This is a genomic window from Virgisporangium ochraceum (assembly GCF_016863655.1).
Taxonomy (GTDB): Bacteria; Actinomycetota; Actinomycetes; order Mycobacteriales; family Micromonosporaceae; genus Virgisporangium; species Virgisporangium ochraceum.
This window is the reverse complement of record NZ_BOPH01000037.1, coordinates 19497-35453: the sequence shown is the minus strand read 5'-3', so window position 1 is coordinate 35453 and position 15957 is coordinate 19497. Positions and strand designations below refer to the sequence as shown.

13 protein-coding genes are annotated in these 15957 nt (G+C 73.2%); 4 read left to right on the top strand and 9 right to left on the bottom strand.

The window, feature by feature from the left end; genetic code table 11:
• Positions 1 to 7: 7 nt before the first annotated feature.
• Both Voc01_RS15420 and Voc01_RS15415 read left to right on the top strand, forming a co-directional pair.
• On the top strand, positions 8 to 1204 hold the full coding sequence (locus Voc01_RS15420; protein WP_203928099.1) for a M20 metallopeptidase family protein: 1197 nt from the start codon (positions 8 to 10) through the stop codon (positions 1202 to 1204).
• Positions 1205 to 1324: 120 nt separating this feature from the next.
• Positions 1325 to 4102: a PASTA domain-containing protein gene (locus Voc01_RS15415; protein ID WP_203928098.1), complete on the top strand. Its 2778-nt coding sequence runs from the start codon at positions 1325 to 1327 to the stop codon at positions 4100 to 4102.
• Positions 4103 to 4256: 154 nt separating this feature from the next.
• On the opposite strand, the gene Voc01_RS15410 is transcribed toward Voc01_RS15415, so the two are convergent.
• On the bottom strand, positions 4257 to 4934 hold the full coding sequence (locus tag Voc01_RS15410; RefSeq protein WP_239160216.1) for a response regulator transcription factor: 678 nt from the start codon (positions 4932 to 4934) through the stop codon (positions 4257 to 4259).
• Between the two features lie 140 nt (positions 4935 to 5074).
• Between Voc01_RS15410 and Voc01_RS15405 the strand changes: the two genes are divergently transcribed.
• Together Voc01_RS15405 and Voc01_RS15400 are read left to right on the top strand one after the other, a co-directional pair.
• Positions 5075 to 6262: an MFS transporter gene (locus Voc01_RS15405; RefSeq protein WP_203928097.1), complete on the top strand. Its 1188-nt coding sequence runs from the start codon at positions 5075 to 5077 to the stop codon at positions 6260 to 6262.
• Between the two features lie 13 nt (positions 6263 to 6275).
• On the top strand, positions 6276 to 7496 hold the full coding sequence (locus Voc01_RS15400) for a GNAT family N-acetyltransferase (protein ID WP_203928096.1): 1221 nt from the start codon (positions 6276 to 6278) through the stop codon (positions 7494 to 7496).
• A gap of 3 nt (positions 7497 to 7499) precedes the next feature.
• On the opposite strand, the gene Voc01_RS15395 is transcribed toward Voc01_RS15400, so the two are convergent.
• From Voc01_RS15395 to murJ, 8 genes are read right to left on the bottom strand one after another with little or no spacing between them, the layout of a single operon-like run.
• A complete protein-coding gene (locus tag Voc01_RS15395; RefSeq protein WP_203928095.1) occupies positions 7500 to 8357 on the bottom strand; it encodes a glycoside hydrolase family 16 protein in 858 nt (285 codons plus the stop codon).
• Positions 8350 to 9624, bottom strand: coding sequence for a cytochrome P450 (locus Voc01_RS15390; RefSeq protein WP_203928094.1), 1275 nt, complete (start codon positions 9622 to 9624; stop codon positions 8350 to 8352). The genes Voc01_RS15395 and Voc01_RS15390 overlap by 8 nt, the downstream gene beginning before the upstream one ends.
• Positions 9621 to 10754, bottom strand: a complete 1134-nt coding sequence (locus Voc01_RS15385) for a glycosyltransferase (RefSeq protein WP_203928093.1) — start codon at positions 10752 to 10754, stop codon at positions 9621 to 9623. Before Voc01_RS15385 ends, Voc01_RS15390 begins: the two co-directional genes overlap by 4 nt.
• Positions 10751 to 11881, bottom strand: a complete 1131-nt coding sequence (locus tag Voc01_RS15380) for a GNAT family N-acetyltransferase (RefSeq protein ID WP_239160222.1) — start codon at positions 11879 to 11881, stop codon at positions 10751 to 10753. Before Voc01_RS15380 ends, Voc01_RS15385 begins: the two co-directional genes overlap by 4 nt.
• Positions 11882 to 11886: 5 nt before the next feature.
• The gene (locus tag Voc01_RS15375) at positions 11887 to 12726 is read right to left on the bottom strand and encodes a Wzz/FepE/Etk N-terminal domain-containing protein (protein ID WP_203928091.1); all 840 of its coding nucleotides are present in this window, start codon (positions 12724 to 12726) and stop codon (positions 11887 to 11889) included.
• Complete coding sequence (locus Voc01_RS15370; protein ID WP_239160215.1) at positions 12723 to 13808, bottom strand: glycosyltransferase; 1086 nt, start codon at positions 13806 to 13808, stop codon at positions 12723 to 12725. Before Voc01_RS15370 ends, Voc01_RS15375 begins: the two co-directional genes overlap by 4 nt.
• Positions 13805 to 14500, bottom strand: coding sequence for a polysaccharide deacetylase family protein (locus tag Voc01_RS15365; protein WP_203928090.1), 696 nt, complete (start codon positions 14498 to 14500; stop codon positions 13805 to 13807). Before Voc01_RS15365 ends, Voc01_RS15370 begins: the two co-directional genes overlap by 4 nt.
• Complete coding sequence (gene murJ / locus Voc01_RS15360) at positions 14490 to 15956, bottom strand: murein biosynthesis integral membrane protein MurJ (protein WP_203928089.1); 1467 nt, start codon at positions 15954 to 15956, stop codon at positions 14490 to 14492. Before murJ ends, Voc01_RS15365 begins: the two co-directional genes overlap by 11 nt.
• Between the last annotated feature and the right edge of the window lies 1 nt (position 15957).

Below are 15957 nucleotides of genomic sequence, written 5' to 3'. Positions count from 1 at the left end.
GATGGTCATGAGTCTTCAGTCGGACGCGGCGGCGATCCAGGACGAGCTTGCCGCGCTGCGGCGCGAACTGCACCAGACGCCGGAGATCGGCCTGCACCTGCCCCGCACGCAGCAGACCGTGCTGTCGGCGCTCGACGGGCTCCCGCTGGAGATCGGTACGGGTAAGGCGCTGTCGTCGGTGACGGCCGTGCTCCGCGGCGGCGTCGCGGGTGGACCGGTCGTGGTGCTCCGCGGCGACATGGACGCGCTGCCGGTGGTGGAGCGCACCGGCGAGGAGTTCACGTCGAAGAACCCGGGTGCCATGCACGCCTGCGGGCACGACCTGCACACCGCCGGCCTGGTCGGCGCCGCCCGCCTGCTCAGCGCCCGGCGCGCCGAGCTGCCCGGCGACGTGGTGTTCATGTTCCAGCCGGGCGAGGAGGGCTTCGACGGCGCCGGTCACATGATCGCCGAGGGCGTCCTCGACGCGGCGGGACGGCCGGCCAACGCCGCGTACGGGCTGCACGTGGTCTCCAACGAGTACGAGCGGGGCGTGTTCAGCGCGCGGCCCGGTCCGCTGATGGCCGGGTCGGCCGGGCTGTTCGTGAAGGTGGTCGGCGCCGGCGGGCACGGGTCCCGGCCGCACGGTGCCCGCGACCCGATCCCCGCCGCGTGCGAGATGGTCACGGCGCTGCAGACGATGGTGACGCGCGAGTTCGACGTGTTCGACCCGGTGGTGGTCACCGTCGGGGTGCTGCAGGCCGGCACCAAGCGCAACATCATCCCCGACGACGCGCTGTTCGAGGCGACCGTGCGCACGTTCTCGGCCCGGGCCCGCGAGAAGGTACGGGCGGCGTCGGTGCGCGTGTGCAGGGGCATCGCCGCCGCGCACGGGCTCGACGTCGAGGTGCGCTTCGAGGACGAGTACCCGGTCACGGTCAACAACGCCGACGAGACCGACTTCCTGGCCGGCACCGTGCGCGACCTGTACGGCGACGACCGGTACCTGGACATGGCCGACCCGATCACGGGCTCGGAGGACTTCTCCCGCGTGCTCGACCGGGTGCCCGGCGCGTTCGTGTTCCTCGGCGCGTGCGCCAGCGACGACCCGGAGACGGCGGCGTCGAACCACTCGCCGCTGGCCCGCTTCGACGACAGCGTCCTCGCCGACGGCGCGGCCCTGCTCGCCGAGCTCGCGATGCGCCGTTTGTCGCGCACGTCCTGAATCGTGTTCGCACAGACGGACGACAGTCGGAAACCTGACTGGGTCGGATCCTCCCGGAAACGTGCCTAACCAGGAAATCTGCAGATCAGCGCATTGGTTTCCGGACTTAGGCTCTCCCACATGGTCTCTGCGGCATTCGGTCTCGGCGTCGACTTCGGTACCTCCAGTACCGTCGCGATGCTGCGTTGGCCCGACGGCCGGGTCAAGCCGCTCCTCTTCGAAGGCTCGCCCCTGCTGCCGTCGGCGGTATTCGCCCCCACGGAGGGGCCCCTCGTCGTGGGCAGCGACGCACTCCACCACGGCCGGTTCGAGCCGAGCCAGCTCGAACCCAACCCCAAACGGCTCATCGACGACGAGGGGCTGCTCCTCGGCAGCCGCGAGGTGTCGGTCCTCGAGCTCTTCACCGCCGTGCTCAAGCATGTCGCGGCCGAGGCGGCGCGCGTCACCGGCGGCGTCGTGCCGCAGACCGCGCTGGCCTATCCGGCCGGCTGGGGCACCGTGCGGCGCGGCGCGCTGTTGGACGCGGCACAGGCGGCCGGTCTCGGCTCGGTGACCCTGGTACCGGAGCCGGTGGCGGCGGCCGACTACTTCACTCGCGTCCTCAACCGTGACGTTCCGATCGGCCAGGCGCTGGTCGTCTACGACCTGGGCGCCGGCACGTTCGACTCGAGCGCGGTGCGCCGGGTCGAGGCGGGCTTCGAGGTGGCCGCTGTCGACGGTCTCAACGACATCGGCGGCCTCGACCTCGACGCCGCGATCGTCAAGTGGCTGCGCGAGGGCCCGGCCACGGGCCGCGACGAGCAGTGGGCCCGCATCGAGAACCCGACCACGTCGGAGGACCGGCGCCGGCGGCGCGAGCTGTGGGACGACGTCCGCATCGCCAAGGAGATGCTGTCCCGCGCTCCGGCCGTGCTCCTGCGGCTGCCCGCTTTCGACCTCGAGGTCCAGTTCACCCGCGAGGAGTTCGAGTCGGCGGCCCAGCCGCTGCTCACCCGCACGGTGCGCACGACCGCCGCGCTCATGCGGTACGCGGGGCTCAGCCAGGAGAACATCGCCGGCCTGCTGCTCGTCGGCGGGGCGAGCCGGGTTCCGCTGGTGGCGACGCTGCTGCACCGCACGTTGAACATCGCACCGGTAGCCACCGAGCAGCCCGAGCTGATCGTGGCCGAGGGCGCGCTGCAGTCGGTGGCACCGGCCGCACAGCCGGCCGCGCACCCGGTCAGCGGGGTTCCGGTGTCGGGGCAGCCCGTGTCGGCGCAGCCGTACTCGGCCGCGCCCGCGGGGCCGGTGTCCGGCGTGCCGGTCTCCGGAGCGCCGGGGCAGTACCCGCCCGGGGTTCCCGTGCACGGCCAGCCGGTCTCCGGCGCGCCGGCGCACGGCCAGCCGGTGTCGGGGGCGCCGGTGCACGCCACGTTCACGCCGCCGCACGGGTACGCCCAGCCGACGACCCCGCCGCACGGGTACGCGCGGCCGGTGAGCGGTGCCGGCGCGGGCGTCGCCCCGGTCAGTGGCGGACCCATGCCGGTGAGCGGTGCCGGCGCGGGCGTCGCCCCGGTGAGCGGCGGACCCATGCCGGTGAGCGGCGGGCCCATGCCCGTCAGCGGCGCCGGTGCTCCGGTCGTCGGACCGGCCGGGGTCGGCTTCGCCCACCCGGCCACGCCGCCGGGGCACTGGGCGGCGGTGCCGACCGCGCCGCACCACACGGTCAACCAGCAGCAGAGCAACACGGGCACCGTCTACACCGGTGGCAGCGTGCCCGTCGTCGAGCCGATGCAGCCTCCGCAGGACAACCGCGACAGCCGGGTCATTCCGGTGTGGAACGTCGCGGAGTCGCCGCGTCCCGGTCCCGTGGCAACTCCGGCGGGGGCCGAGCCGGCGCCGCCCGGCCCGGCCCCGACGCCGCGCCGCCGCTCGCCCATGCGGCTGATCGTGGCCGGGGTGGTCGCGGCCTGGATCATCATCGCGGCCGTGGTGGTGGCGCTGAACCTGCCCGGTGGCGACTCCGACACGAAGGTGCCGAACGTCACGGGCCGGACACAGGACGACGCGGCCACCCAGCTGCGGGCGGCCAAGCTCGAGGTCGGCTCCGTCACCTACGAGGAGTCCGCCGACGTTCCGGAGAACATGATCATCCGGACCGTGCCGGCGGCCGACAAGCAGGTGAACCCGGGCACGAAGATCACGCTGGTGCTGGCCCGCGCGCCGGGCTCGACCACGGTGACCGTGCCCGACCTGGCCGCCAAGACCCAGGACGACGCCACCAACGGCCTCACCGCGGTGGGCCTGACCGCCGGCGAGATCCTCTACGAGGACTCCACCACGGTCGCCGAGGGTACGGTGATCCGCACCGAGCCGGCGGCCAACGCGCAGGTGGCGCAGGGTTCGGCGGTCAAGCTGTACCTGGCGCAGAAGCCGGGTGGCCAGACCCAGCAGGCCCAGCCGCCGTGCAACGTGCCCGACGTCGCCCACAAGCAGCGCGACTACGCCGAGCAGCAGATGAAGAACGCCGGGATCTCCTACCAGATCAAGAAGGAGGAGTCCGACCACGTGGCGGTCGGCACGGTCATCCGCACCGATCCGGGTCCGGGCCGGCTGGAGCAGTGCCGCCGGGTGACGATCGTGGTCTCGCAGGGTGTTCCGATCCACGTGCCCGACGTGGTCGGTGACCCGGAGGGCTACGCCAAGCAGCAGATCACCGACGCCAAGCTGAAGGCGAGCGTGAAGTACTCCAACTACTGCGGGGCGTCCGAGAACCAGGAGGCCGTGGTCAAGTCGCAGAGCCCGGGTGGCGGCTCCACCGCCCACGAGGGCGACACCGTGACGATCACGGTGCCGAAGTACACCGGCCCGTGCGCGTCGAACAAGACCACGAACAACGACACGACGACGTCAGGCTGACCGGGCTGGCGGTCAGGGCTGGCCGCCGATCAGGTGACGATCGGCGGCCGCCGATCAGGCGATGATCACAAGTGTTGGCGACTTTTCGCTGCTCTCCGACCCACGGAACAGCAGAAAGTCGCCAACACTTGTGATCGTTGCGGAGCTCGCCGGGCTAACGGAGCCAGCCGTCCTTGCGGGCGATCCGAATGGCATCCAGCCGGTTGCGCGCGCCCGTCTTCGTAATCACCGACGAGATGTGGTTGCGCACCGTTCCCAGTGACAGATACAGGCGCCTGGCGATCTCCGCCACGGTTTCGCCCTGTGCCGCCAGGCCCAGGACCTCCCATTCCCGCGTGCTCACCGCCTTGTCGGTGCTGATCGCCGCCACCTCGAGCCGCGGATCGACCACCCTCTCGCCCCGCGCGACCTGGCGGATCGCCGCCGCCAGCTGGCGCACCGACGTGTCCTTCATCAGGAAGCTGAGGCGTCCCCCGCGCCGGCGCGGGGGCAGCATGCCGCGTTTGGTGGGATCGCACAGGACGAGCACCGAACACCTCGGGGCGGCCGCCTTGAGCTCGGCGACCTTCGGAAGGATCTGGCTCACCATGTAGTCGGTGTTCACCAGCACGACGTCGGGCGTGAACTGTGCCGCCAGCGGCGCGATCTCCGACTCGATATCGGCGGTGCAGACCAGGACGATGCCCTGTTCGCGGCCGAGGAGAGCGGGAAAGCCAGCGCGATTCCATTGACCGTCTTCGAGCAGAAGAACTCGGATCATCGCCGGAAACCCCTTGCGGAAGAATTCTCTGCCAATACCGTAAGCCAGTGGCGCCATTCCCGCGTCGACCATTCGGGTTCACGGAGTACGCATTCGTCGTCGTGGTGTCGGCAATTCGTATTTGTGCAAACTCTCACGCCCGTTATCGGGTCCCCTACCTGGCATGTCGGACTTCGGTGTCGGGTTTCCGTCCCCCGAAATAGCATGTGATCATGCGGCTCTCCGGCGGCGGCCTGCTCGGCCTGGCCTACCTCGGCTTCATCAGCCTCGGCCTGCCCGACGCCCTCCTCGGCGTGGGATGGCCGTCGATGCGCGAGACGTTCGGCGTGTCGATCGAGGCGGTCGGCCTCATCCTCACCGTGGGCGTCACCGGTTACCTGATGTCGAGTGTGTCCACCGGGTTCGCGCTGGCCCGACTCGGCGTCGGCCGCCTGCTCGCCGGCAGCACGGCGCTCGTCGCCGCCGGACTCGCCGCGTACGCGGCGGCACCGGTGTTCGCTGTCGCGCTCGTCGGCTCGGTGCTCGTCGGCCTCGGCTCCGGCGCGATCGACGCCGGCCTCAACGTCTACGCCGCGGAGAACTTCGGCGCCCGTCACATGAACTGGCTACACGCCAGCTTCGGCTTCGGCGCCACGCTCGGCCCGCTCGTGATGACGTCCGTCCTCGGCGCGGGCCTCGGCTGGCGCTGGGGCTACGGCCTCACCGCGGCGGTGCAGTCGGTACTCGCGGTCGCGTTCGCGCTCACGGCCCGTTCATGGCAGGTTCCGCGAGACGCGCTACAGGAGGAAGCCACTGGAGAAGCTTCGCGTGGCAACGCCGCTCGGACCCTGCTCCTGCCGACCGTGTGGATGGGCGCCGTCACCTTCGCCCTCTACACCGGTACGGAGGTGGCCGTCGCCCTGTGGACGTTCACACTCCTCACCGACGGCCGTGACCTGTCGACCAGCGTCGCGGGGACGTGCGTCGCGGCCTACTGGGGCGCGCTGTTCGTCGGCCGGGTGGTGTACGGCGTGATCGCCGACCGGCTGTCCGGCCGGAGCGGGCTCGTCGCGTGCCTGGCCGGGATGTCGGCCGGCGCGCTCGTGGCGGTGCTGCCGGCGCCGGCGTGGGTCACCGTGGTGGGCGTCATGACGATCGGGCTGTTCGCGGCACCGGTGTTCCCGCTGCTGACGCTGACCACCGCCGACCGCGTCGGCTCCGACCACGCCGGCCCCGCCGTCGGCATGCAGATCGGCGCCGCCTCCCTGGGCGCGGTGATCTTCCCGGGGCTGCTGGGGCTGCTCGTCGGCCGGGGCGGCACCGACGTCATCGCGCCGGCGTTCCTCGTGCTGACGCTGCTGGTCCCGTTGGCCTATCTCCTCACCGTGCGGCTGGCCGGGCACGTGCCCGACCGGGTGTGAGAGCCTGGCGGCCATGCACGAGCTCCGCACGATCACCGAGGACGAGGTCGGCGCCTTCTGGACGGCGATGGCCACGGGCTTCCTGAACCCGAACGGCTCCGGCGACGCCGAGGTCCGCCGCCCCGGCATGCACCTGGACCGCACGTTCGCCGCCTTCGACGGCGCGCGCATCGTGGCGACGTTGCGCAGCTTCCCCACCGAGCTGACGCTGCCCGGTGGGGCGACCGTGCCGGCGTCGGCCGTCACCGCGGTCACGACCACCGCGACGCACCGGCGGCGCGGTCTCGCGAGTCGCCTGGTCCGCCACGACCTGGCCGCGAGCGTCGAGCGGGGCGAGCCGGTGAGCGTGCTGATCGCCGCGGAGTGGCCGATCTACGGCCGGTTCGGGTACGGCGCCGCCACCGAGCACCAGACCTGGACGGTCGACCGCAAGCTGGCCCGCCTGCGCGACCGTCCACAGGGGACGGTCGAGTTCGTCGACCGCGACACGGCCCGGGCCACGCTGCCGCCGCTGTTCGAGCGGCACCGGCTGCGCAGCCCCGGCGAGATCACCCGCACCGACCGGTACTGGGACCTCGACCACGGCATCGTGCGGATCCCCAGCTGGGGCGACCCGAAGCCGGCCTTCCACGTGGTGGCGCGGGATCCCGCCGGCGAGGTGGTCGGTGCCGCCCGCTACACGGTGGAGAACAAGTGGACCGACCGGCAGCCGGTGGGCACGGTCGAACTGCAGACGATGTACACCACCGGTCCGCGGGGCGACCTGCTGCTCTGGGACCACCTGCTCTCCCTGGACCTGGCCCGCACCGTCCAGGCCGGCGACCGCCCCGTCGACGACACGCTGCCGTGGCTGCTGCTCGACGCCCGGCACGCGAGGGCCAGCGAACGCTTCGACGCCCTGTGGGCGCGGGTCTGCGATGTGCCGGCGGTGCTGGGTGCGCGCACCTACGGCGTCCCGGGCACGCTGATCCTGGAGGTGGTCGACCCCGCCGGCTACGCGGAGGGCCGCTTCGCCCTGGACGGCGGCCCCTTCGGTGCCACCTGCACCCCGACGACGGAGTCGGCCGACCTGACCATCGGGGTGTCCGCGCTGGGCTCCATCCTGCTGGGCGGCTACCCCGTGCGGACGCTGGCCGCGGCCGGCCTGGTCGACGAGCACTCGGCCGGCGCGGTCGCCCGCGCCACCCGCATGTTCGCGGCCGACCGCGCCCCCTGGTGCACCACCTGGTTCTGACAGCTACGGGCGTTGCCAGGCCCGGATGTAGTCGACCCGTTTGACCGCCTCGTTCGTCGCCTCCGCCGGGGGGACCTCGGCGAACACGGCCAGGTTCGAGACGATGTTCGTCACGCCGTCCGAGGTCGCCGGCGTGTGGCACACCTCGACGCCGTCGACGTACCAGGTGGTGCCGGTCGGCTCGATGGCGGCACCGTACGTGTGCCACCCGTCGGCCGGGTCGAACGCGAGCGCCGGCTTGCAGTTGCCCTTGCCGCCCGAGTGCTGGGTCAGGTCGAGGCGGTGGCGCGTCTCGGAGTAGAACTCGTAGACGTCGGTTTCGATGTACCGGTCGACGAACGGAGCCTGCCAGGTCCACAGCGCCGGCCAGAACCCGCGTGCCCGCGGCAGGATCGCCCGCTCCTCCACGTACCCGAACTGGAAACCGTACGACGGCGTCGACGAGATCAGGCACGAGGTCCACCCGTACCGCTCCCCCGACGGCGACGTCACGGCCTCGCGGCGGGCGGTCATCGTCAGCTCGCCGCCGCCCACCGCGCAGTTCGCGGCCTGGTTCCACTCGAGCTGCTTGTTGCCCTTGTTGCCGCGCCCGTTGTCGGCTTCCGCGCCGGACTGGTCGGCCCACCTCCGGCTGTCCAATGTGGACCCGTCGAACTCGTCGCTGAAGGCCATCTCCCAACCGTCGGTCTGGCCGGCGGGCAGCGGCGGTCGCCCGGAGTCCTCGCGGGGGGCCGATCCGGCCGTCGGGGGCAGGCCCGCCGCGTGACCCGCGGTCGCGTCGCCGCGAAGGGCGAACACCGCAAGGGCAAAGGTGACCAGGACCAGCACAGCGGCGCCACCGGCCCAGAACGTCCTACGCATCGTGTGCTCCCGTCGTGAAGGTGAGCCGTCCGACGCGGTTGTCGAAGCTCGACGGCACGAGGTCGGGCTCGCCGACCGACCGGATGGCGGGCAGCCGGGTCAGCAGCTCGCGGAAGAGCACCGAGATCTCCTGACGCGCCAGCGCGGTGCCGAGGCAGAAGTGCGGCCCGCCGCCGCCGAAGCCGACGTGGGGGTTGGGCGAGCGGGTGATGTCGAACGCGTCGGGCGCGTCGAACACCGTCTCGTCGCGGTTGGCCGAGGTGTAGAACAGCACGACCTCGTCGCCGGCGCCGAGCCGGTATCCATTGAGGACGGTGTCGCGGGCGACGGTGCGCCGGAACTGGATGATCGGCGTGGAGTGCCGCACCAGCTCCTCGACGAAGCCGCGCGAGTGCCTGTCGAAGTCGTCGAGCAGCAGCGCCCGTTGCCGCGGGTGCGACGTGAGGAGCAGCAGCCCGTGCGCGATCGCGTTGCGGGTGGTCTCCACGCCGGCGACCAGCAGGAGGGAGAAGAACGCGCCGAGCTCGCGGGCGGTCAGCTTCGCGGCCACCAGCTGGGAGATGAGGTCGTCGGTCGGGTGGCGGCGGCGCTGCCGGCCGACCCGGGCGACGACGCGTTGCAGGCGGGCCAGCGCGAACAGGCTGCGTCCGGGGACCCTCCGCCACCGCGGCGTCGGCACGCCGGCGTGCTCGGCGGTCCGGTTGAGCTGCGTGAGCAGCCGCGCCCGGTACCGCGCCGGGATGCCCATCAGCTCGCAGATGACCCGCAGCGGCATCTGCGCCGCCACGGTCTCCACGAAGTCGCCGGTCCCCCGCGCCGCGACCTCGTCGACGAGCTGCGAAGCGACCGCGGCCATGTCCTCGGTGATCTTCGCGATGACCCGCGGCGTGAACGCCTTCTGCACCACGCCCCGCAACCGCGCGTGCCGCGGGTCGTCGAGGTTGACCATCGAGTCGCCGAACACGAACCGCACCCAGCGGGCCGGCTTCGGCGTGGTGACGCCCGGTCCGCTGGTGAACACCCCGGCGTCGCGGCTCGCGTCGACCACGTCGCGGTGCCGCACCAGTGCGTGGAACCCGGTCAGCTTACGGCCGCGGGCGGCCGGTCGCTCCACGAAGAACACCGGGTCGGGCAGGTGCCGCAGCCGGGCGAAGGCCTCGTCGCGCCGGGCCGGTGGCCGCTTCCAGAACAGCGGGTCGGCGAGATCGATGTCGATGTACGGGCAGGTGCCGCGCCGGCCGGTGCCGGCGCCGGTGAGAACCTTCATCTCCGCTGTCCTCTATGGATCGAGCCTCTGTGGATCGCGGTCTCGGTGGCCGCTGCGAGCCGGTCGAACGTGTGCCGCAGGTCGTACCGGGCGGCGTGCGTCGCGGCCGCCTCGCCCTCGACGCGGCACCGGGCGGGGTCGCCGAGCCGTCGGGCGAGGGCGTCGGCGAGCGCCGCCGGGTCGTCCGGCGGCACCAGGGCACCGACCGACGACGGGACCGTCTCGGCGAGGCCCGGTACGCGGCTGGCGACGACGGACCGGCCGGTGGCGAACGCCTCCAGCACGGTGAGCGGGAGCCCCTCCCACCGCGATGGCAGCACGACGACGTCGGCGGCGGCCAGCCACGGCCGGACATCGGCGGCGTTGCCGGCGAACGTCACTCCACTGTGGACGCCCCGGTTCAAGTGGCCGAGCAGGTCGCCGTCGCCGACGAGCGCGAGGCGCGCACCGGCACAGGCGTGAACGACCGCCGGCCAGGCGGCGAGGAGCACGTCCTGGCCCTTCTGCCGGGTGACCCGCCCGACGCACACCGCGAGCGGCGCCACCGGGTCGAGGCCGAGCCGGTGGCGGGCGGCGGCGCGCCCGTCCGGTCCGGCGGCGGTGTAACGGCCGCGGTCGACGCCGTTGCGCACCACCGTGTACCGGCCCGCGACCCGCTGTTCCCGGCCGGCTTCGGCCTCGGCGGCACCGACGCACACGAACAGGTCGGTCCAGCGCGCGGCGGCCCGTTCCCAGGCGACGCTGGCGGTGCGCAGGCGTCCGTCGACGGCGAGCCACGACCAGCCGTGCGGCTGGAACAGCGTCGGCAGCCGGCGGCCGAACCGGGTGCGCAGCCGTCCGGCCAGCCCGGCCTTCGACGCGTGCAGGTGCAGCGCGTCGGGGCGCTGCCGCTCGACGATCGCCGCCAGCCGCCGCGCCTCGCCGACCGAGCCGCGACCCGGTCCGCGACCGGCGTTCCAGTTGACCCGCGGGATCCCCGCCGTGGCCAGGCTCGCGGCGAGCCGCCCGCCGTCGGGGCACGCGACGGTGACCCGCCAGCCGCGGGCGACCTGGTCGAGGCAGGCCGCGAGGACGTACGCGGCGACGCCGCCGTCGACGGGCTGCGCGACGTGGAGGACCGCGGTGCTCACGACGTCACCTTCCTACCGGACACGGACGTGACACGGTCGCGGACCGCGCGCAGCCACGGCGCGCGGGCCTTCGCGAGGCGGACGGCCGCCGCGCGGGCGCGGACCGCCGCCGCGTAGGCGTGACCGCGTGGGCTGCCGGCGCGCACGAGCAGCACGCGGCGGTTGACCGCCTCGGTCGGACGCCAGCGCAACTTGTACGGCTCGGCGCCGCGCAGCATGCTCATCGTCGCGCAGCCGCTCTTCTCCGCGACGGGAAGCGTCGTCGAGATGAGCAGCGTCGTGATGTCGAGCCTGTCGCGCAGCTCCGGGTCGGCGCCGTACAGGTAGCCGCCGGCGAGGTCGGTGCCGACCACCACGAGGTTCGAGGCGACATGCGCGCCGTCGAGGCGGTACTCGAGCAGCACGGCCTGTCCGTCGGCGATCATCGTGGGTACCGCGCGGGCGAGGTGCTCCGCGAACGCGGGCCGCAGGTGCTCGGCGTTGACGCCGCGTCCCTGCCACTGCGCGGCGTGCAGGCGCAGCAGGTCCACTGTGGACCGTTCCGCCTCGTCGGGCCCGACCGCGCGGATGTCGAGGCCGAGCTTCGCGAGCTGGTTGACGCGGCGGCGCACGGTCTTGCGGGCGTGCGCGGGCAGGTCCTTGACGAGCGTCTCAAAGTCCTGTGCCGGAAGCTCCAGGCACAGCGAGGCGTCGAGCACGTAGCCGCTCCCCCACGCGGCGGCCAGCTCCGCCGCGAGCCCGGTGGCGCGCGTCTCCGGGAAGTCGACCGCCTGCCAGCCCCGCATCGCGCGGAGGGCGGCGCCGAGCTCCCGGACCGCGTCGGCGCGGCACGAGTCGTCGGCGAGCGCGTCGGTGAAGTCGGAGAACGCGCCGCCGACCGGCACCAGCACCGCGCACCCTCCGCGCCGGACGAGCGTGAAAGCGGCCGCCGCCACGAGGGTGCCGCCGCGCCGGACGAGCACCACGCGCAGCCGCCCCGTCGTCCCGTACGCCGTCCACCAGGCCTCGTTCCACGCGTAGGCCTGGAACGGGGTGGCGGTGGCGCACCGGCGGAAGAGGTCCGTCCACTCGGTGCGCAGTCCGGCGAGCCCGTCGCGGATCTCGACGGTCCACTGTGGAGCGATCATCGTGGTCACGACTCCTCCCGGTAGATCACGACGGCGCGGCCGACGATGCGCGACTCGTCGAGCTGTCCCTCGATCACCTCGGCCGGCCCTTCGACCGGCGACTCCTTCGCCACCGGTGCCGTGGCTGTGACGCGCGCACTCACGGGTGGGGGGATCACCATCGAGAGCGTCGGTTTCGGGGGCGCGAGCTGGCGCGGCAGCGGCACCGCCGCCGAGGCCACGATGTGCTGGGTCGCGGCGCTGCCGGCAACCGGGTCACCGTCGGCGGGCCCGGGGTCGCGGCGGCGCGTCAGTGCCGACCGGCCCACGCCGGCCAGCGCCGCCAACCCGGCGAGCAGCAGGCCCGCCGCGGCGCCCACGGCCAGTTCCAGCGGCGGTTTCGGCGACGACGGCCGGGCGGGCTTCGCCGCCTGCGCCAGCATCGACACGCCCACGCGCGTCTCGGCCTTACGGGTCGCCGCGAAGTCGATGAGCCCCTGCGCGACGGCGTTCGCGACCACCTGCACACGTCCGGCGTCCGGGCCGGCCGCGGTGATCTCGATGACCGGCGCGTCCGGCGACGTCGACGCGGTGACCCTGGCGAGGTCGGCCGCGGCGCCGGGGCCGATGGTCTTCGTGGCGTTCTCGGCGGCCGGACCGGTGGTCACGACCCGGCCGTACGCCTGGGCGAAGTTCACGGCGGCGAACGGCTCACCGGCGTCGGCGGTGACGACGACGTACGCCGTCGCCCGGTACGTGGGTGTCTTCGTCGCGCTGTACACGGCACCGGCGGTGCCACCGAGCACCGTGAGCACCAGGAGCAGCCCGAACCTGTGCGTGAGACGGCGGAGGATCTGTGCGGTCATCGTGTCTTCCCTGCTGCTTCCGGTGTTCGGCTCAGATAGATGTCGCGCACCGCGTCAGCGAGTGCGGAGGCCGCGAATGGCGCCTGTGCCGGGCTTCTGGCGTCCAGTGTGGACAGTCGCCGGCGGATCGCCTCGCGGTATCGTGCCGCTTCCGGCGGCAGCTTCGACGCGTTCGCGACCGGCTCGGCCAGCTCGTCGAGCGGCGGGCAGGTCGTGTACAGCACCGGCAGACCGTTCGCCAACGCCTCCAGCACCGCGAGGTTGAACGTCTCCTGTTCACTCGGCGCGGCGAGGACGTCCATGGCGCACAACGCCTCCCGGGCGTGCCCGGTGGCACCGGCGAAGACGACCCGCCCGGACGCCTGTGCCTCCAACTGCCGCCGCACCGACCCGTCGCCGACGAGCAGCAGGGTCACGTCACGCAGCGGGCGGACGGCCTCGATCAGCACGTCGAACCGCTTTCCGGGCTCCAGCCGCCCCAGGCCGCCGACGACGAACGCGTCGTCGGCGATGCCCCAGCGCATGCGGGCGTCCTTGCGCAGGCGTTCGTCGAACGCGAGCTCGTCGGGGTCGATGCCGTTGGGAACGACCGCGATCCGGTCGGGCCGCACGCCCCACGCGACGAGGCGCTGCTCCACCGCCTGCGACACCGCGATCGTGGGACCGGCGGCGATCCGCTCCGCCGCGAGGTACAGCCCGCGCACGGCCGCCGTGGTGCGACGGCCCTCGATCTGCCCGTCTCCGAGCGAGTGCTCGGTGGCCACGACGTGCCGCACCCCGGCCAGCCGCGCGGCGATCCGGCCGTAGACACACGCGCGGTACAGGTGCGTGTGGACCACGTCGAACCGGCCGGCACGGATCAGCCCGACGAGCCGCGGCAACGCCGTCACGTCGTTGTTACCCCGCATCCCCAGCACGTGCACGGGGATGCCGTCGGCGCGGATCGCCTCGGCGACCGGGCCGGGGTCGGTCAGCGTGACCACCTCGCACTCGACGTCGGACCCGAGCGCCCGTAGCAGCAGCCGCAGCTGGTGCTCGGCGCCGCCCGCGTTGAGGCCGGTGATAACGTGCAGCACCCTCATCGCACACCCCCGTGGATCCGGTGGCGCAGCCACTTGGCGTACAGGCGGGGCGAGCTGTCGCGGTCACCGATGTAGGTGCGCGGCAACGCGTGCGGGCCGGCGAACGCCCGCGCGCCGACGGCGCAGGCGTACGCGTAGCCGGCCCGCGCCGCCATCGCGACCTCCCGGTCGGCGGCGTCGCCGTACGGGTAGCAGAACCCTTCGACCGGTCCGCCGACGATCCTCTCGAGCGCGACCCGGCTCGCGCCGATCTCGTCCTCGACACCCGCGGCGTCCACTGTGGACAGGCGGCGGTGGGTCAGGCTGTGCGAGCCGACCTCGATGCCGTCCTGGGCCACCCGGCGCGCGTCGGCGGCGGTCATCAGCGGCTTGCGCGGCCCGTCGGCGTCCCACGCGTTGTCGCCGCCGAGCGCGCCGACCACGACGTAGACGGTCGCGGTGAACCCGTAGCGGCGCAGCGCCGGCACGACCCGGGTCACGAAGTCGGCGTAGCCGTCGTCGAACGTCAGCCCGACCAGGCCGCGCGGGTCGGTCGCGGCGCGCAGCTCGCGCATCGACACCCCGCGCAGGCCGCGCCGGCGCAGCCAGCGCAGCTGCCGGTCGAACCGCTCCGGCCGCACGGTGACCCGGTACGGGTCCTCTGTGTAGGGCTCGACCGAGTGGTACATCAGGATCACGGGATCAGCGGACACGGCGCACCCCCGACGCGTAGGCGGTGACGGCGAAGACGGCGAGCATCACCGCTCCGCCGAGGAACACGGAGACGGCTCCGTGCGTGACGCGTCCACAGAGGACACCCGCAACCGCCGCGACGGCCGCGGCCAGGCCGAGCCGCGCGGCCGCGGCGCCCAGCGACGCCAGCGACACGTCGATCACCCGGCGGCGCATGCCGACCAGCAGCAGCACGGCGGTCACCGTGATGCCGGCCCCGTTCGCCGCCGCGATCGCCGGACCGCCGAAGTGCGGCACCAGCAGCGCGGCGAGCACCGCGTTGACCGCGAGCCCGACGCCCATCGCCACGGCCGGGAACCAGTCGGGCCGCTCGCCGGTGAAGAACGGGCGGCACAGCACGCCGACCATCGCGTGCCCGAACAGCCCGAAGGCGTACACGCGCATGATGGCCGCGGTCGCCTCCGTGTCGGCGGCGGTGAACGCGCCGTGCTCGAGCAGCAGCCCGATGATCTCGGGCGCGAACACCACCAGGTACGCGGCGGCCACCACGATGAGCGCGGTCACCGTGCGCAGGTCCTCTTCGAGCCGCTTCCGCGCGGCCTCGACCTGTTGTGCGGCGACGTTGCGGGCGAGCGTGGGGAACGTGACCGTGCACACCAGCAGCGCCACGAGCATCGGCAACTGGGCCACCTTCTGCGCGTAGTTCAGGTGCGAGATCGTGCCCGGCTCCAGGTGCGAGCCGAGGAACCGCTCGACGAACACCTGTGCCTGGCGGCTCAGCGTGTAGACCGCCAGCGGCGCGAACGCGCCGAACGTGACGAGCGACGTCCGCCGCAGCGTGACCCGGCGCGGCAGCCCGACGTGACGCAGGAAGCTCGGCAGCTGTGCCGCCACCATGAGCGCGCCGCCCAGCGCCACCCCGGCCGCCGCGGCGACGATGCCGAACCGGCCGTGCAGCGACCAGATCAGCGCCAGGATGCCGACGTTGTAGGCGAGGTGGATCGTCGCCGGGGCGCCGAAGACGTGCGTGGCGCGCAGCGCCGCGCTCACGTATCCGGCGACGCCGAACGTCAGGATCGTCAGCGCGGTGAGCCGCGTGCAGGTGACCGCGAGCGCCGGGTCGGCGAGCCCGGGTGCGATCAGCCGCACGATCCACGGCGCGAACACCATCACCGCGACCGACCCGAGCGCGAGCGCCGCGACGACGCGGGGCAGCGTCGCGGCCACCACGTCGCGCGGTTCGCGTCCCTCGGTGAGTGCCCGGCTGAACAACGGGACCAGCAGGAACGCCATCGCGCCCTCGACCACGAGCGGGAACGCGGTCTCCGGCACCGTCCAGGCGACGAGGAACGCGTCGGTGCCGCCGTCGGCGCCGAAGTAGCGGGCGACGAGCAGGTCGCGCACGAACCCCAGCAGCGACCCGGACAGCGTGATGACCACGGTGACGACCGCCGCCCGCACAAGGCTCCTGTGCATG

What these genes read in the sequence shown, in the direction of transcription:
- Voc01_RS15370 (WP_239160215.1), bottom strand. Translation starts at nt 13,808, where the DNA reads ATGAGGGTGCTGCACGTTATCACCGGCCTCAACGCGGGCGGCGCCGAG.
- Voc01_RS15415 (WP_203928098.1), top strand. Translation starts at nt 1,325, where the DNA reads ATGGTCTCTGCGGCATTCGGTCTCGGCGTCGACTTCGGTACCTCCAGT.
- Voc01_RS15410 (WP_239160216.1), bottom strand. Translation starts at nt 4,934, where the DNA reads ATGGTCGACGCGGGAATGGCGCCACTGGCTTACGGTATTGGCAGAGAA.
- Voc01_RS15400 (WP_203928096.1), top strand. Translation starts at nt 6,276, where the DNA reads ATGCACGAGCTCCGCACGATCACCGAGGACGAGGTCGGCGCCTTCTGG.
- Voc01_RS15390 (WP_203928094.1), bottom strand. Translation starts at nt 9,624, where the DNA reads ATGAAGGTTCTCACCGGCGCCGGCACCGGCCGGCGCGGCACCTGCCCG.
- murJ (WP_203928089.1), bottom strand. Translation starts at nt 15,956, where the DNA reads ATGCACAGGAGCCTTGTGCGGGCGGCGGTCGTCACCGTGGTCATCACG.
- Voc01_RS15375 (WP_203928091.1), bottom strand. Translation starts at nt 12,726, where the DNA reads ATGACCGCACAGATCCTCCGCCGTCTCACGCACAGGTTCGGGCTGCTC.
- Voc01_RS15380 (WP_239160222.1), bottom strand. Translation starts at nt 11,881, where the DNA reads ATGATCGCTCCACAGTGGACCGTCGAGATCCGCGACGGGCTCGCCGGA.
- Voc01_RS15395 (WP_203928095.1), bottom strand. Translation starts at nt 8,357, where the DNA reads ATGCGTAGGACGTTCTGGGCCGGTGGCGCCGCTGTGCTGGTCCTGGTC.
- Voc01_RS15420 (WP_203928099.1), top strand. Translation starts at nt 8, where the DNA reads ATGAGTCTTCAGTCGGACGCGGCGGCGATCCAGGACGAGCTTGCCGCG.
- Voc01_RS15405 (WP_203928097.1), top strand. Translation starts at nt 5,075, where the DNA reads ATGCGGCTCTCCGGCGGCGGCCTGCTCGGCCTGGCCTACCTCGGCTTC.